Consider the following 16,424-nt stretch of genomic DNA (forward strand, 5'->3'; position numbering starts at 1 on the left):
GGCTCCGCGGGCCGCACCTGGGTTTCCGGGCAGTCGCGAGCCCGGTCCCGACAGGCAGGAGCGTCGCCCGCCGCCCACGACCCCCGGGCGGCGGGCGACGAACCCGCCGGTACGCCGGCCGGGTGTGGTGTGGGGAAGCATCCACACCCGGCCGGCCACCCACGGTGCGTCTTCCTCCGCACCACCGACCTCGGCGTCTTTTGCCGGCGGCACCACTGCGCCGGTCGACGCCCGGCCACGTGGAGGAGACAGCCCATGCCGACCAACTCAGCTCAGGCACCGACGGTGCCGGCGCACGTGCTGCCGCACCGCACCCCCGCCCAGCTGCTCACGTTGGCCCGGCGCGGGCTTGTCGAGGCCAACCAGACCGGGCCTGACGGCCTGCGCTACGCGGCCGCCCATCTGGCCGCGCTGCGCGCGGCGGCCGCCATGCTCGCCGCCAGGGCTCGTCCCGCGCCGAGCCGGCGTAACCGGATCACCAGCGTCTGGGTCCTGCTCTGCGCCGTCGCCCCCGAGCTCGACGAGTGGGCCCGCTTCTTCGCCGCCGGGGCCAGCAAACGGGCCGCTGCCGAGGCCGGCATCCCACGGGTTGTCACCGCCCGGGAGGCCGACGACCTGCTCCGCGCCGCCGAGCAGTTCGTCACGGTGGTGGAGACCGCGCTCGGCGTGGCCCACCAGCCGGCCCTGGACGGCTTCGCCGCCTGATCCCGCCACGACGCCGGCCGTCCGGCCGCCGGGCGGTCGACGTCACGGCTGGCCGGTTCTGATCTGTTCCACAGCAACGACGGGGGGGTTGGTCCGATGGCGGGCCGCATGGTGGTCGGTTCCGCTGCTCTGGCCGATCTGGTACGCCCGGCGAGCGCACCCGATCCGGTCGCCGGCCAGCAGGTGCTACCGGTGGCACCCGAGCTGACCGGCCTCCTGCCCAACCGGGGTCTGCGCCGGGGCAGCACCATCGCTGTCACCGCCGGTCAACCCCGGCGCAGCGGCGGCACCTCGCTGGTGCTGGCCCTCCTCGCCGAGGCATCCCGCGCCGGCTCGTGGTGCGCCGTGGTCGGAGTGCCGACGCTCGGCGCTGGTGCGGCAGCCGAGCTCGGTATCGCACTGGACCGGCTGGCCCTGGTGCCGAACCCGGGCCCCGAATGGGCCACAGTGGTCGCCGCGCTGATCGACGGGGTGGACGTCGTGGTCACCGCCGTACCGGCCGCTGTTTCCGCCTCGGTCGCCACCCGGCTGGCTGCCCGGGCCCGGCAGCGCGGCAGTGTGCTCGTCCCGTACGGCCGGTGGGACGGCGCGGACGTGACGTTGCAGGTGGTCCGTGGGCTCTGGGAAGGGCTCGGCCAGGGGCGGGGGCGGTTGCGTCGCCGGGAGGTCACCGTCTCGGCGCGCGGGCGCGGAGCGGCTGCACGACCCAAGGAGATCAAGGTTTGGCTCCCCGGTGACGAGCTCACCCGGGTGATTCCCCGGGCGGTGCCCTCCACCGTGGACAGACGATCGACGGTGCCCTTCGACGGACGGCCCCACCCGGTGCCGTCGTCCGGTGATCGGCCTCGTCCGGCGTCGCCGGCAGGTGACCGCTCCCGTGCCGACGCCGGTCGACCGGGCTCTCTCACCCTGGTCGGCCCGGCGTGACGGCGGTGGTCAGGTCGACCAGATGTGCTCTCACCTTGGTCGACCCGGCCGGAGGTGCGGGCTGCGTGGTCGGTCGTGTCGAGCCCCGGTCCGGAGCGTCGGCGGCGGCGCGGTTGACCGGGGTCGTGCGGGCCGGGTCCGGTCCGGGAGGCCCAGCGTGACCGGCTCGCCGATCCGGACCTTGCTGCTGTGGTGTCCGGACTGGCCGGTGCTCGCCGCCGAGATCGTCGACGGGGTGCCGGCCACGAGTCCGGTCGCCGTCCTGCACGACAACCGGGTGGTCGCCTGCTCCGAGCGGGCCCGCGCCGAGGGGGTACGCCGAGGTCTGCGCAAGCGGGAGGCGCAGGGCCGTTGCCCACAGCTCACCGTCGTGGAGTACGACCCGGGCCGGGACGCCCGGGCGTTCGAGCCGGTGGTCGCCGCCGTCGAGGAGATGGTCGCGGGTGTCGAGGTGGTTCGCCCCGGCGCCTGCGCGGTGGCCGCGCGAGGGCCGAGCCGTTACCTCGGCGGCGAGGAGGCGGCCGCCGAACGGCTCATCGAGCACGTCGCCCAGTCGTGCCTGGTGGAGAGCCAGGTGGGCATCGCCGACGGGGTGTTCGCCGCCGGGTTGGCCGCCCGCGCCGGCCGGGTGGTGCCACCGGGAGGAACGCCAGCGTTCCTGGCCGGGTTGCCGGTCGAGGCGCTGGGCCGGTCAGCGCTCGCCGACCTGCTGCGCCGGCTGGGAGTGCGGACCCTCGGTGACTTCGCCGCGCTGCCGGCCGGCGACGTGCTGGCCCGGTTCGGGTTCGACGGCGCGCTGGCCCACCGGCTCGCCGCCGGGCGGGATCATCGCCCGCTCGCCGTCCGGCAGCCGCCGACCGATCTGACGGTGACCGCCGAGCACGACGAGCCGATCGACCGGGTCGACGCGGCGGCGTTCGCCGCCCGCGCGCTGGCGGAGCGGTTGCACGACCGGCTCGCCGGGCACGGGCTGGCCTGCACCCGGCTCGGCATCGAGGCGGTCACCGCGCACGGGCAGGAACTGCACCGGGTGTGGCGGCACGACGGTCTGCTCACCGCAGCGGCCATCGCCGACCGGGTGCGCTGGCAGTTGGACGGCTGGCTTTCCGGCAGCAACGGCCGTGCCGGCGCCCGACCGGCCCGACCGACGGCTGGCATCATCCGGCTGCGGCTTGTCCCCGACGGGGTGATCGCCCAGGCTGGCCTTCAGGTCGGTCTCTGGGGGGAGACCGGCGAAGAGCGGGAACGGGCGCACCGGGCGTTGAGCCGGGTGCAGGGCATCCTCGGTCCGGAAGCAGTGGTCACCGCGGTGCTCGGCGGCGGGCGCTCCCCGACCGACCAGGTACGACTGGTGCCCTGGGGCGACGAACGGCTCCCCGACCGTCCCGGCCCACCACCGCTGCCCGACGAGCCGATCGCTACTGGTGGCCGGGTCGCGGGCGTTGGTCGGGTTGCTGGAGCCGGTCGGGCTGCTGGCGTTGGTCGGGCTGCTGGAGTCGGTCGGGCTGCTGGCCGCGGTGGGGGCGGCGTTCCGCCGTGGCCCGGTCGGCTGCCGCGGCCCTCACCGGCGGTGGTGCTGCCGAGCCCACTCGCCGCGACAGTGCATGACGCCGCTGGCGAGGCGGTGGTGATCAGCGCGCGGCTGGCGGTCAGCGCCCCGCCCGCCCGGCTGACGGTCGGCACCGGTCGGCCAGCGGAGATCGTCGGTTGGGCCGGCCCGTGGCCGGTGGACGAGCGATGGTGGGCTCCGGCCGAGGCGCGGCGGCGGGCCCGGTTCCAGGTCTGCCTGGCCGACGGCACCGCTCTGCTGCTCGCTGTCGAGGCCGGGCAGTGGCTGGTGGAGGCGATTTATGACTGAGCGTTCAGATGGGCGCCCACCTAGCCGTGATCGACTCGGCATCACGGAAATCGGGGTATCCCGCCTCTTCGGACACCCCGATTTCCATGATGTCGAGTGGATCAAGCCGGTGGGCGGCCCGGGGGCGTGCTGGTGAGCTTCCACAACCCGAAGATGCCCTGGTCGGAGCTGGAGCAGGTGCTCTCCGGCCGGTCTGGCGACGGCCGGTCTGGCGACGGCCGGTCTGGCGACGGCCGGTCTGGCGACGGCCGTTCGGGGGACGGCCGGGCGAGCCGAGGTGAGCGGCACCTGCACGTGGTGGACCCGCTCGCCGTGGACGCCGACGGCGGGGACTCCCCGGCCTGGAGTCGTCGCCGCGAGCAGTACCAGCCGCCGGAGTTGGCCCGCCCCGACGATGTGGTGCCCTACGCGGAGTTGCACGCGCACACCAACTTCAGCTTCCTGGACGGCGCCAGCCACCCCGAGGAACTGGCCGAGGAGGCGGCCCGGTTGGGGCTCACCGCGCTCGCCGTCACCGACCACGACGGCTTCTACGGCGTGGTCCGGTTCGCCGAGGCGGCCCGTACGCTGGGCCTGCCGACGATCTTCGGCGCGGAGCTCTCGCTGGGGTTGCCCGGCCCGCAGAACGGCGAGCCGGACCCGCACGGCACGCACCTGCTGGTGCTGGCGCACGGCCACGAGGGGTACGCCCGGCTGGCCACCACCATCGCCCGCGCGCATCTGCGCGGCGGGGAGAAGGGTCGCCCGGTCTACGGGGAGCTGGAGGAGGTCGCCGACGAGCTGCGCGACCACGTGCTGGTGTTGACCGGATGCCGCAAGGGACACGTGCCGGCGGCGCTGCTCAGCGAGGGCGTGGACGCGGCGGCCCGCGAGTTGGACCGGCTGACCGAGCTGTTCGGCGCGGAGACGGTGGCGGTGGAGCTGACCGACCACGGTCACCCGGTCGACGCCGATCGCAACGACGCGCTCGCCGAGTTGGCCGCCGCGGCAGGGCTGCCGACGGTGGCCAGCAACAACGTGCACTACGCCACGCCGGGCCGGCGGCGGCTGGCCACCACCGTCGCCGCCGTACGGGCCCGGCGCAGCCTGGACGAGATCGACGGGTGGCTGCCCGCTGCGGCCACCGCCCACCTGCGCAGCGGTGCGGAGATGGCGGTCCGGTTCGCCGCGTACCCGGGTGCGGTGGCGCGGGCCGCGGAGTTCGGCGCGGAGCTGGCCTTCGACCTCCAACTGGTCGCGCCACGGCTGCCGGCGTACCCGGTGCCGCCGGGGCACACCGAGATGAGCTGGTTGCGCAAGTTGACCGCCGACGGCGCGCGGGAGCGTTACGGCCCGCCGCAGGCGCACCCGGCGGCGTACGCGCAGCTCGACCACGAGCTGAACATGATCGAGGAGCTGGGCTTCCCCGGCTACTTCCTTGTGGTCTACGACATCGTCGCGTTCTGCCGTGAGCAGGACATCTACTGCCAGGGCCGGGGGTCGGCGGCCAACTCGGCGGTCTGCTACGCGCTGCGGATCACCAACGTGGACGCGGTCCGGCACCGGCTGCTGTTCGAGCGGTTCCTCGCCCCGGAGCGGGACGGCCCGCCGGACATCGACGTGGACATCGAGTCCGATCGCCGGGAGGAGGTGATCCAGCACGTCTACACCCGGTACGGCCGGGAGCACGCCGCCCAGGTCGCCAACGTCATCTCCTACCGGCCCCGGTCGGCGGTGCGGGACGTGGCGAAGGCGTTCGGGTTCTCGCCGGGGCAGCAGGACGCCTGGAGCAAGCAGATCGACAGGTGGGGCTCGGTGGCCACTGTCGACGTCGAGGGCATCCCGGAGCAGGTGGTGGAGTACGCCAACGAGTTGCAGACGTTCCCCCGGCACCTGGGCATCCACTCCGGCGGCATGGTGATCTGCGACCGGCCGGTGATCGAGGTCTGCCCTGTGGAGTGGGGGCGGATGCCCGGACGCAGCGTGTTGCAGTGGGACAAGGACGACTGCGCGGCGGTCGGCCTGGTCAAATTCGACCTGCTGGGCCTCGGCATGCTCTCCGCGCTGCACTACGGCTACGACATGATCGGGTCCAGGCTGGATCTCGGTGACATGACGCTTGACGACCCCGAGGTCTACGACATGCTCTGCCGGGCCGACTCGGTCGGGGTGTTCCAGGTGGAGAGCCGCGCCCAGATGGCCACCCTGCCCCGGCTCAAACCCCGCGAGTTCTACGACCTGGTGGTGGAGGTGGCGCTGATCCGGCCCGGCCCGATCCAGGGCGGTTCGGTGCACCCGTTCATCAGGCGCAAGAACGGCCAGGAACCGGTGACGTTCGCGCACCCGTTGATGCGCAACGCCCTGGAGAAGACCCTTGGTGTGCCGCTGTTCCAGGAGCAGTTGATGCAGCTCGCCATCGACCTGGCGGGCTTCGACGCGGCCGAGGCCGACCAGCTGCGCCGGGCGATGGGCGCGAAGCGGTCCGTCGAGCGGATGAACCGCATCGCCGACCGGCTGTACGCGGGGATGGCCGAGCGGGGCATCACCGGCGAGTTGGCCGACGACGTCTACCGCAAGCTCACCGCGTTCGCCAGCTACGGCTTCCCGGAGAGCCACGCGATGAGCTTCGCCTACCTGGTGTACGCGAGTTCCTGGCTCAAGCGCTACCACCCGGCGCCGTTTCTGGCCGCGCTGCTCAACGCCCAGCCGATGGGCTTCTACTCCCCGCAGACGCTTGTCGACGACGCCCGCCGGCACGGGGTGGAGGTCCGCCGCCCCGACATCAACGCCAGCGGGGCGTTGGCGGTGCTGGAGTCCACCCCGGACACCCGGTGGGGCAGCGGGCCGGGGGAGCCGCCGCACGCCTGGGGGTTGGGCGGTCCGGCGGTCCGGCTCGGGCTGTCCAGCGTGCGTACCCTCGGGGCTGACGTGGCCGAGCGGATCGAGGCCGAGCGGGCGGCGCACGGGCCGTACCGGGACATGCCTGATCTGGCCCGGCGGGTCGGTCTCACCGCACCGCAGCTGGAGGCCCTGGCCACCGCGGACGCCTTCGCCTGTTTCGGGCTGACCCGGCGGGAGGCGCTCTGGGCCGCCGGCGCGGCGGCCCAGGACCGGCCGGGCCGGCTGCCCGGCACGGTGACCGGCGCGGCGGCGCCCACGCTGCCCGGGATGGAGGCGGTGGACCGGCTGGTCGCCGACGTGTGGGCGACCGGGTTGTCGCCGGAGAGCCATCCGGCCCGGTTCATCAGGGGGCAGCTCGATGTGCTCGGCGCGGTGCCGATCGCCCGGCTCGGCCGGGTGGAGCCGGGCCAGCGGATCCGGGTCGGCGGCATCGTCACCCACCGGCAGCGTCCGGCCACCGCGGGCGGTGTCACGTTCCTCAACCTGGAGGACGAGACCGGGATGCTCAATGTCACCTGTTCGCCGGGGCTGTGGCAGCGCTACCGGCGGGTGGCCCGCACCAGCGCCGCGCTTGTGGTCCGGGGGCGGCTGCAACGGCACGAGGGTGTGACCAACCTGGTGGCCGACCGGCTGGACCCCATTGAGCCGCCGGTCAGCCCCGCGTCCCGTGACTTTCGCTGATCCAGTGATCCACATTACGGTTTCCGGCGACGCCGGACGGGACACTCGTGCTGAGCGGGCAGAGCGGCCCGTGATCCATGAGGAGATGAACAGTGCTGGGGAATCACGCGTACACCGGTGGAATCGCCAACTCCCGACGGACCCGGCTCGGCGCGGGTTGGATGCCGTCGCACCTCGCCGATCCTCGCGAGTACGAGGTGACGAACGGCCCGGTCGCCAACGAGCGCCGGTCCCGCGCGGAGGACGAGGCCGAGGGGGGCGAGTCCTGACCCGCTGGGCGGTCGCGTCACGATCGGCCGGACGGCTGGTTCCACATGCCATACGGCTGCGATACGACTGGACCGGGTGACTAGGCTCGACCGGGTGGAGCAGACCCGAGGCCGGTTCGCCGGGCCGCCGCTGACCCCCCGTACCGCAGTGATCTGGTCGGTGCTCCGTGCCGAACTGGACCGGCGCGGCGACGCCGAGCTGACAGTGCTGGACGTGGGCGGCGGCACCGGCGGTTTCGCCGTCCCGCTGGCAAGCGCCGGGCACCGGGTCACAGTGGTCGACGCCAGCCCCGACGCGTTGGCGGCGCTCACCCGCCGGGCCGCCGAGGCCGGCGTGGCCGACCGGATCGCCGCCGTGCAGGGCGACGGCGACGCCCTCGCGGGGCTGGTCGAGCCGGCCGGCGTCGACCTGGTGCTCTGCCACGCCGTGCTGGAGGTCGTCGACGACCCGGCGCCTGTGGTGGCCGCACTGGCCACCGCGCTGCGCCCCGGCGGCGCGGCCAGTGTGCTGGTGGCCGGCCGGGCCGCCGCCGTGCTGGGCCGCGCGATGAACGGGCACCTGGACGTCGCGGCGGCCCTGGCTGCCGACCCCGCCGGCACCGCCGGAGCGCGGGACACCTTGCGGCGACGCTACGACGCCTCGGGCGCCGCCGCGCTGCTCACCGCCGCCGGGCTCACGGTCGAGGAGATCCACGGAGTACGCGTGCTCGCCGACCTGCTGCCGGCCTCAGTCGCCGACGGGCAGCCGGCCGGTCTGGTCGAGTTGGAACTGGCGTTGGCTGCCCAGCCCCCGTACCGGGATCTGGCGGCCCAGCTGCACCTGTTCGCCCGCCGGCCCGCATGACAGCACCTCCGGCACCGCTGGCCGTTCTCGGCCCGGACCACGGCGGCGGCCGTCTGGCCGACGTGCTGCCCAGCGCTCTCGCCGTGCTGGGCGTGCCCGGCTCACCCGACCCGCTCGGGTTGGTCCCCAACCTGGCCGGGGTACGCCGGGTCGCCGTGCTGCTCGTCGACGGGCTCGGCTGGTACCAGCTGCCGACCGCCGCCCCGTACGCGCCGACCCTCGCCGGGCTTGCCGCGACGGTGGCCCGCCCGCTCATCGCCGGTTTTCCGTCCACCACCCCGACCAGCCTGGCGACGCTCGGCACCGGCGTCGCGCCCGGCGCGCACGGGGTGCTCGGCTTCACCGTGCGGCTGCCCGGCACCGACGGAGTGCTCACCCACACCGCCTGGGCTGCCGATCCGTCGCCGCTGCGCTGGCAGCCGGTGCCCACCCAGTTCGAGCGGGCACGCGCCGCCGGAGTGGCGGTGACAGTGGTGAGCCGGCCGGAGTTCGGCGGCAGCGGGTTGACAGTCGCCGCCAACCGGGGCGGTGACTTCCGGGGCGCCGCAGGTGCCGACGCGGTGGCCGCCACCATGCTGGCCGCGCTCGCCGCCGGCCCTGGGCCCACACTCGTCTCCGGCTACCACGCCGACCTGGACCGGCACGGGCACGTCAGCGGGGTCGACTCCGAGCCCTGGCGGATCGCCGCCGCCGAGGTGGACACGCTGCTCGCCCGGCTGGTCGACGGGCTGCCCCCGGACGCGGCCCTGCTGGTGACCGCCGACCACGGGCAACTCGACGTACCCGTGGCGCACCGCTTCGACCTGGACACCGACCTGCGGCTGCGCGCCGGCGTACGGGTGGTGGCCGGGGAGGCCCGGGTGCGGTACCTGCACGTCGAGCCGGGTGCGGTCGACGACGTGGTGGCCGCCTGGTCCGAGGTGCTTGGCGACGCCGCACGGGTGCGGACCCGGGACGAGGTGGTGGCCGACGGGTGGTTCGGGCCGGTGCCCGAGGATCATCTGGGCCGCATCGGCGACGTGGTGGTGATCTGCAACGACACGTACGCGGTCATGGCCACCCGGACCGAGCCGCCGATGGCGTCCCGACTGGTGGCGTACCACGGGTCGGACACCGCCGCCGAGTTGACAGTCCCGCTGCTTGTGGTGCGGGGCTGACCCGCGTGCGGTCCGGCCGGTCGGCGGCTGGTGCTGTCGTACCTCCGGGTTAACCTGCCGGGATGGGCCGCAGCCAGTCGTTGCCCCGAGGTGGCGATCCGCGCTTCGGGCCGGACGCCGACGATTCCGACAGCCCGATCCTGCACGTCGACATGGACGCCTTCTTCGCCGCCGTCGAGGTGCGTCGCCGACCCGAGCTGCGGGGTCGGCCGGTGGTGGTCGGCGGCGTCGGGCCGCGCGGCGTGGTCAGCTCGGCCAGCTACGAGGCCCGCCGCTACGGCGTGCGCAGCGCGATGCCTACCGGTCAGGCCCGCGCCCGCTGCCCGCACGCGGTCTACCTGCCCCCGGATTTCAGCGCCTACACGGCCGCCTCCCGCGCGGTCATGCAGATCTTCCGGGACGTCACCCCGCTCGTCGAGCCGCTCTCCCTCGACGAGGCATTCCTCGACGTGACAGGGGCCCGCCGGCTGTTCGGCTCACCGGCGACGATCGCCCGGCTGATCCGTCGTCGGGTCGCCGACGAGCAGGCACTGACCTGCTCGGTGGGTGTGGCGCCGACCAAGTTCGTTGCCAAGCTGGGCTCCACCCGGGCCAAACCCGACGGCCTGCTTGTCGTGCCGCCCGGGCAGGTCCTCGACTTTCTGCACCCGCTGCCTGTCGAGGCGCTGTGGGGGGTGGGGGAGCGGGCCACCGAGGCGCTGCGTCGGTTCGGCCTGGCCACCGTCGGTGACCTTGCTGAGGCACCTGCGGGCATGCTCCGCCGGGCGGTGGGCGCTGCCTCGGCGGCGCACCTGCACGAGCTGGCGTGGGGGCGTGACCCGCGTCGGGTCAGCCCCGAGCAGGTCGACAAGTCGATCGGTGCCGAGGTCACCTTCGACGTCGACGTGGCCGACCCGCTGGAGATCCGCCGTGCCCTTCTGGCGCTCAGCGCGAAGGTCGGCGTCCGGTTGCGCGGCTCCGGTCAGGTGGGCCGCACCGTGTCGCTCAAAGTGCGGTTGGCCGACTTCCGCACCGTCAGCCGATCCCGCACCCTCGGCACGGCCACCGACACCGCCCGTGAGATGTTCGACACGGTTTGGGCTCTCTACACCGCGTTGGACCCTGGCGAGCGGATTCGCCTCGTCGGTGTCCGGGTGGAAGGGCTCACCTCGGCGCAGGGCGCGCCCCGGCAGCTCACCCTCGGCGCGCCCGAGCGCGGTTGGCGGGAGGCGGAAGCTGCCGCCGACGCCGCCGCTGCCCGTTTCGGGCGGTCCGTCATAGGTCCGGCCAGTCTGTTAGGCGACCCTGACGCTCGGCAAAAGGAAAATCCCACCCACCCGTAGGTCGTCCCGCTTTCCGACGCGCGACCCCCCTCGTAGACTTGCGGGTAAGCAGCCGAACGGCTGCCACGGTCTGTCGGCCCGAGTGGGCCTGACCAACGTGACCGGGGAGGAGTGCCGTGCCGCTCTCGGAGCACGAGCAGCGGCTGTTCGAGCAGATCGAGCGGTCGCTTGCCGAGGACCCCAAATTCGCCTCGGCCGTGCGCGCCAGCGATCCGCGCTTCCACGCGCGGCGTCGCCTGCTCGTCGCTGCTGGCGTGATCATCGCTGGCTTGGCTCTACTGGTCTATGGCGCGGTGATCAAGACTCCACCGCTGGCGGTGGCGGGCTTTGTCGTCATGCTGGCGTCGGCCGCGTTCGCGGTGCAGTCGCACCGTAAGGCGCAGTCACCTGACCTGCACGTGGTGGGTGGCACGACGAGTCGTCGCCGTCCCCGCGGTGGCCGATCAGGTCGCCGGTCGTCGCTTCTGGACCGGATGGAAGACAGGTGGCGGCAGCGCCCGGAGGGCCACCGCTGAACCCGTCTCGCCGCTGAGGCGGGCCGCACACCGCGACGAGCGGGTCGCCGGAAACAGCACCGGCGACCGCCGTCGCATCGGCGCGTCCTCCGCCGGGCCGTCGCTGCGGCCGACGACGGCGCGCGGATGTGATCAGCGGACGCACGTCCCTGCACGTCCAATCACCAACGCCGGGCGCAGGCCGTCCTCGTAGCGCGGGCCTTGGCTGTCCGGCGACGACCGCGCGGACCTCGCCGATCCCGCCCGGGAATCAAGACGCCAGAGCTGAATCCCGCCCACGCCTCCTGGCCGGATGCCGTCCTTCGGCCGCCTCCTCCGGCGGTGACCAAGGGCCGCAGCTGCCCGGCTTCAGCGGGCCGCGCGGTCGCTTTGGTTTCAGCAGACCGCGCGGCCAGTCGGGCTCAGCGAGCCGCGCGGTCGGCCAGGAGCCGACGCGGGCTCCAGCGCAGGAGCCGGTAGCGGGCCCTCCCGGTCAGCGCCACCAGACGCCCCGAAGTGTCCGCCATGCCGACCCGCCACCGCAGCAGGACCGACGGCGGCAGTACGGCGGCCAGCAGTCGGGTCCGCCGGTCCGCCCGGGTGGCGAGCGCGCCACGGACCGCGCGTAGCGCCGGCAGCAGCGGCTCACCGGTCAGCGGGTCCCGCGCGTAGCGGGCCCGTTCCTCCGCCCGGCCGAGCAGGCGCGCCGCCCCGACCGCCGCAGTGTCGTCGGTGAGGGTGTCCCGGATCAGCCGGTCCGCTGTCGCCCGAGGTGTCTCGGTGCGGTCGACAACGACCTTGAAGTCGACCATCGTGTCGAGCAACTCCGCCCAGGCGGCGTGCGCGTCCGCGCGGGCACGGTTGGCATCCGGGCCGACCACCACTACCCGTGCCCCGTCGGCCGGCTGGACCTCGCCGGTGGTGGTGGCCACCACCGCACCGGCCCGGGCACCTCGCCGTCGGCGCAACGCCAGCCGGCGCAGAGCCGGCACCGCCAGCAGCGCCATCAGGGCCAGCAGACCGGCCGCCCACCACGGCCACACCGGTGCCTCCTCGGCCGGCTGCTCACCGGCGAGCGAGAGCCCGGAGTCGGTGTCCCGGTCGGCGTTGTCCGGGCCAGCCGGGCCGGCGGACGGGTCAGCGCCGGACGGGGTGTCAGTGGCACCGCTCTGCGGAGTGGACGGCTCAGGCGCGTCCGTGTCCGGAGCCCAGGCCGAACGGGTCGAGCCCGGTACGCCGTACGCCGGAGTGGCGTCGAACGGCACCCAGCCGATCCCGCCGAAGTAGACCTCGGTCCAGGCATGAAGGTTGAGGTTGGTCAGCGTGTACGTGTCGCCGTCGCGCTTGCTGCCGTTGGTGAACCCGAACGCCACCCGCGCCGGGATTCCCGCCGAACGGACCAGCCAGGCCATGGCCGCCGCGTACTGCTGGCAGTAGCCGACCTTGTTGGTCAGGAAGTCGACGATGTCCTGGCCGCTGCTGCCGCTCTCGGTGCTGAGCCGGTAGCTGAACCCGTTGTCCGACGAGAAGTGCTGGTAGATCGACAGCACCCGGTCGTAGTCGGTGCGCTTGCCCTGGATCAGCCCCTTGACCAGCTCCTCCACCTCGGGCACCGGCCCGGGGGTGGCGGTGAGCTGGCGGCGTACCGGGTGGTCGGCCGCCAACGGCTGGGCGGCCCGCAGAGCGGCCGGCGTGTACGTCGACCGGATGTAGTCGAAGGAGTACTTGCGGCCCCGGGAGTTCTCCCGGTTGGAGAAGACGACCTGCTGGTTGGGGTCGTAGAGCCAGTTGCTGTTGAGGTCCTCGGTGCGCACCGGCTCGGCGTACACCGGCATGAGCGACATGTTGAGGCTCTTTGTGACCTCGACGGTCGCCCGGTAGCTGGTCTGCTGCACCCCTCGACCGGCCCGCTCGGTCGGATCCGGCAGGTCCCGGTTCGCCGGCCGGCCACTCGGATTACGGGCCTGGAAACCAGTGGGGCGCAGCTCGTCGGCGACCGCGTAGCGCAGGTAGAACGGGTTCGGCTCGGACGTGGTCACCTTTACCAGGTCGGCCACCTCGGACTGGTTGAGCTGGCCGGCGAGCGAGGCGAACAGGTCGATCCGACCCGTCGACCCTCCCGACCCCGCGCGGCCGCTGCCCGAGCCGTTGCCCGAGCCACCGAGGCTGTCGAGCAGCCCGCCGGTCATGCCGGGCACCGCCAGTGGCAGGGCCACCGCCACCACCACCCCGACCACGGCGAGCCGGCGGCCGGCAGAGGCCAGCGGCGACGCCTCCCACACGTCGACGTCGCGGCCGTCGCCGGTGAACCGGCGGCCGAACCGCCGAACCCGGTCGACGTTGTCGGTGACCAGCAGCCACAGGTACCCGGCGGCGCCGATCACGAACGGCAGCGCGGGAACGCTGTCCACGTAGACGGCGACCGGCACCGAGTAGATGGCGAGCATCGGCAGCCCCGCCAGCGCCGGCCGGCGCATACCCACGGCCAGCACGTCCACCAGCACGGCCACCCCGCCGACACCGAGCACTGTGATGAACAGCAGCGGGTCCGTGTCCGGAACTTCGACGCCGTACGAGCGCATGTCCTGCATGGAGCCGCCGAGCAGGTCGGCGAAGTGCCCGAACGTGGTCGGCGTGGGCAGGACGGCGAACAGTTCGCCACCGCTGGGGAACAGCCAGGTAAGCGCGAGCGCCAGCGCGGCCAGCATGCCGAGCACCTGACCCCAGAGGGGTGCCCGGACCAGCCGGGTCAGGGCGGCGACCCCGGCCACCACGGCGACCGCGATTGCCGACTGGATCAGCCACGTCCAGCTCTGGAAGATGGCCGACAGCGGCGCGGCGGCGAGCAACGTGGCAGCTGCCGCCACCGCACCGATGTTCCGACTGGCGATCATGAGGGGGACCTTCCGTTCATCGCACGCCGCCGGCGACCGTCTCGGCCAGCGCGGCGCGCATAGCGAAGCCCTGGGAACCCCGGCCCGCCTGCGGCCAGAGCGCCGGCAGCCGGCCACCGTGGTCGACGCCGACCACCCGCCAACCGCTCTGCACCATGGCGAGAACGGCAGCGCCGTGCGCGTGCTCCGCCTCGGCGCGGGCCTTCTCCGGCAGGCTGAGCCACCCGGAGCTGTTCAACAGGAACCCGACGCACGTCGCGCCGTTGCCGCGCAGCCCGGCCAGCAGCTCGGCCTCCGCCACGCTCACCGCGCCGAACAGCCCGATGATCAGACCGCCGTCGGAGCGTTGCCGTACCCGCTGCACCAGGCCCGCCAGCTCGGCCCGCTGGTCCAGCCGGACCTCCGCGAGATGATCGAGCAGCACACCGTCGCCGCCGCCCTCCGAGGCGTCCACGTCCACCCCCGAGCCGGTGACCAGGCGCAGCTTGTAGCCGGACTGGCGCAGGTGCACGGCGATGCTCGCGGCAGCGGAGACCGCCCACTCGAAACTCGCCGTCGGCCCGTCACCCCGGTGGCCGTACGCGCGGGTGTCCAGGACGACAGTGGCCCGGCTCTCCCACGGCTGCTCCTCGCGGCGCACCATCAGCTCACCGGTGCGCGCCGTCGACTTCCAGTGCACCCGGCGCAGGTCGTCGCCGCGCCGGTACTCCCGGGTCGCCGCGTCGTCCTCACCGTGCACCGCCACCGACCGGGCCCGGCTGTCGCCGCTGCCCGCGTACTCCCCGGGGAGCCGGACCGACGGCAGGGGAGTGACCTGCGGGATGACCGTCAGGTGGTCGGTGCTGGGGAAGGCGCGGGTCAGCTCGCAGAGACCGAACGGGTCGGTCATCCGGACCACAAGCGGGCCCACGTCGTAGCGGCCCCGCACGTCGGCGCGCACCGTGTACGCGACAGAGCTGGCCTGGTGGGCGCCGAGCCGCTCCAGCACGACCCGTGGCCGGCTGCCCAACGCGTAGGGCAGCCGGTCCTCCAGCAGCAGCGTGCCGGTGGGCAGACGGGAGAGGTTCTGCAGACGCAGCACCACCCGCGAGTTCGCCCCGACCGGAACCCGGTGCGGGTCCAGCGACCGGTTGCAGGCCAACTTGTAGCGGCTACGCCCCACGTAGGCGGCGGCCAGCAGCGGAAGGACGGCCAGCAGCACTGCCACCCGGAGCAGGTCCTTCTCGCCCAGGATGAAGGCCGAGATGGCCGCCGCAGCGGCGGCGGCCAGGAACGAGCGCCCGCGGGTGGTCAGACCGCGCAGCCCGGCACGCACGTCACGGCCTCCGCGGCTCGTAGGGGGCGCGACCGTTGCCGGTGGCGGGCCGGGTGTCGTACGGGTTGCGCTGCCGGTCGTGCGGGAGCGGCAGCCGGTGCACCAGCTCCGAGACGATCGCGTCGGTGGTACGCCGGGCGAGCTGCGCGTCGGCCGTCGGGATGATGCGGTGGGCCAGCACCGGCACCGCCAGGGCCTGCAGGTCGTCGGGGAGGACGTAGTCGCGGCCCTCCAGGGCGGCGACCGCCCGGGCGGTCCGCAGTAGCTGCAGGGTCGCCCGGGGGGACGCGCCGAGGCGCAGGTCGGGGGCCTCGCGAGTGGCGGTCACCAGGTCGATCGCGTACTGCTTGACCGCGTCCGCGACGTGCACCTGCCGGACGGTGGAGATGAGCTGCCGGACGATGTTCGCGTCGGAGACCGGCCGCAGCTCGTGCAGCGGGTCGGTGGCGCCGTGCCCGTCGAGCATGGCCAGTTCGGCGCTGACGTCCGGGTAGCCCATCGCGATCCGGGCGGTGAACCGGTCGCGCTGCGCCTCGGGCAGCGGGTACGTCCCCTCCATCTCGATCGGGTTCTGGGTGGCGATCACCATGAACGGGGTCTGCAGCTGGTAGGTAACGCCGTCGACGGTGACCTGGCGTTCCTCCATGCACTCGAGCAACGCCGACTGGGTCTTCGGCGACGCCCGGTTGATCTCGTCGCCGACGACAAGGTTGGCGAAGACGGCACCCGGACGGAACTCGAAGTCGTGCGTCTCCTGGTTGTAGACGCTGACGCCGGTGACATCGCTGGGCAGAAGGTCGGGGGTGAACTGGATGCGCCGCACCGTGCAGTCGATGGACCGAGCGAGGGCCTTGGCCAGCTTGGTCTTGCCGACGCCGGGAACGTCTTCGATGAGGAGATGGCCCTCGGCGAGAAGGACGGCAAGGGCAAGCCGCACGGTGGCGGTCTTGCCCTCGATGACCTGCTCGATGTTGGCCACAATGGCCTCGCTGGCGGCGCGGAACTCGTCGTGCGGCAGTAGGCCGCCCACCTCGTCCCAGGTCTGTTGTGTCACGGGCCTCCTCCTCGTCGCCGTCAC

Annotated in this window: 11 protein-coding genes and 2 pseudogenes; 10 read left to right on the plus strand and 3 right to left on the minus strand. The window is 73.6% G+C overall.

All coding sequences use genetic code 11. The features are described 5' to 3' along the window. The first annotated feature begins 255 nt into the window (after positions 1–255). The 10 genes and pseudogenes from ACPXB1_RS16950 to ACPXB1_RS16995 all read left to right on the plus strand — a co-directional run bounded on the left by ACPXB1_RS16950 (position 256) and on the right by ACPXB1_RS16995 (position 11,158). Positions 256–705: an SAV_6107 family HEPN domain-containing protein gene (locus ACPXB1_RS16950; RefSeq protein WP_355593051.1), complete on the plus strand. Its 450-nt coding sequence runs from the start codon at positions 256–258 to the stop codon at positions 703–705. Between the two features lie 96 nt (positions 706–801). Next, positions 802–1,632 carry a hypothetical protein gene (locus tag ACPXB1_RS16955; RefSeq protein WP_355593049.1) on the plus strand — a complete coding sequence of 277 codons (831 nt, stop codon included), beginning with the start codon at positions 802–804 and terminating at the stop codon, positions 1,630–1,632. Positions 1,633–1,804: 172 nt separating this feature from the next. Beyond that, a pseudogene (locus ACPXB1_RS16960) lies at positions 1,805–3,031 on the plus strand (DNA polymerase Y family protein); the annotation flags it as partial. Positions 3,032–3,157: 126 nt separating this feature from the next. Continuing rightward, positions 3,158–3,490, plus strand: a pseudogene (locus tag ACPXB1_RS16965) (DNA polymerase Y family protein); the annotation flags it as partial. Positions 3,491–3,622: 132 nt separating this feature from the next. Continuing rightward, the gene (locus tag ACPXB1_RS16970) at positions 3,623–7,051 is read left to right on the plus strand and encodes an error-prone DNA polymerase (RefSeq protein WP_355593211.1); all 3,429 of its coding nucleotides are present in this window, start codon (positions 3,623–3,625) and stop codon (positions 7,049–7,051) included. Between the two features lie 92 nt (positions 7,052–7,143). Further along, positions 7,144–7,320, plus strand: a complete 177-nt coding sequence (locus ACPXB1_RS16975; RefSeq protein WP_167943283.1) for a hypothetical protein — start codon at positions 7,144–7,146, stop codon at positions 7,318–7,320. Between the two features lie 76 nt (positions 7,321–7,396). After that, on the plus strand, positions 7,397–8,164 hold the full coding sequence (locus ACPXB1_RS16980; RefSeq protein WP_355593045.1) for a methyltransferase domain-containing protein: 768 nt from the start codon (positions 7,397–7,399) through the stop codon (positions 8,162–8,164). Next, positions 8,161–9,321 carry an alkaline phosphatase family protein gene (locus ACPXB1_RS16985; protein ID WP_355593043.1) on the plus strand — a complete coding sequence of 387 codons (1,161 nt, stop codon included), beginning with the start codon at positions 8,161–8,163 and terminating at the stop codon, positions 9,319–9,321. Before ACPXB1_RS16980 ends, ACPXB1_RS16985 begins: the two co-directional genes overlap by 4 nt. Positions 9,322–9,383: 62 nt before the next feature. Next, on the plus strand, positions 9,384–10,643 hold the full coding sequence (locus ACPXB1_RS16990) for a DNA polymerase IV (RefSeq protein ID WP_425735506.1): 1,260 nt from the start codon (positions 9,384–9,386) through the stop codon (positions 10,641–10,643). A gap of 116 nt (positions 10,644–10,759) precedes the next feature. Beyond that, positions 10,760–11,158 (plus strand): DUF3040 domain-containing protein, encoded by a 399-nt coding sequence (locus ACPXB1_RS16995; protein ID WP_355593039.1) that lies wholly within the window; start codon positions 10,760–10,762, stop codon positions 11,156–11,158. Between the two features lie 401 nt (positions 11,159–11,559). On the opposite strand, the gene ACPXB1_RS17000 is transcribed toward ACPXB1_RS16995, so the two are convergent. From ACPXB1_RS17000 to ACPXB1_RS17010, 3 genes are read right to left on the minus strand one after another with little or no spacing between them, the layout of a single operon-like run. Next, positions 11,560–14,031 carry a transglutaminaseTgpA domain-containing protein gene (locus ACPXB1_RS17000; RefSeq protein WP_425735507.1) on the minus strand — a complete coding sequence of 824 codons (2,472 nt, stop codon included), beginning with the start codon at positions 14,029–14,031 and terminating at the stop codon, positions 11,560–11,562. A 16-nt stretch (positions 14,032–14,047) separates the two neighbouring features. Continuing rightward, on the minus strand, positions 14,048–15,346 hold the full coding sequence (locus tag ACPXB1_RS17005) for a DUF58 domain-containing protein (protein WP_355593035.1): 1,299 nt from the start codon (positions 15,344–15,346) through the stop codon (positions 14,048–14,050). A 1-nt stretch (position 15,347) separates the two neighbouring features. Continuing rightward, entirely contained in the window at positions 15,348–16,400 is a 1,053-nt protein-coding gene (locus tag ACPXB1_RS17010) for an AAA family ATPase (protein WP_053658073.1), read from the minus strand. Positions 16,401–16,424: the final 24 nt, after the last annotated feature.

This window comes from Micromonospora sp. DT68, from assembly GCF_049847245.1.
Taxonomy (GTDB): domain Bacteria; phylum Actinomycetota; class Actinomycetes; order Mycobacteriales; family Micromonosporaceae; genus Micromonospora; species Micromonospora profundi.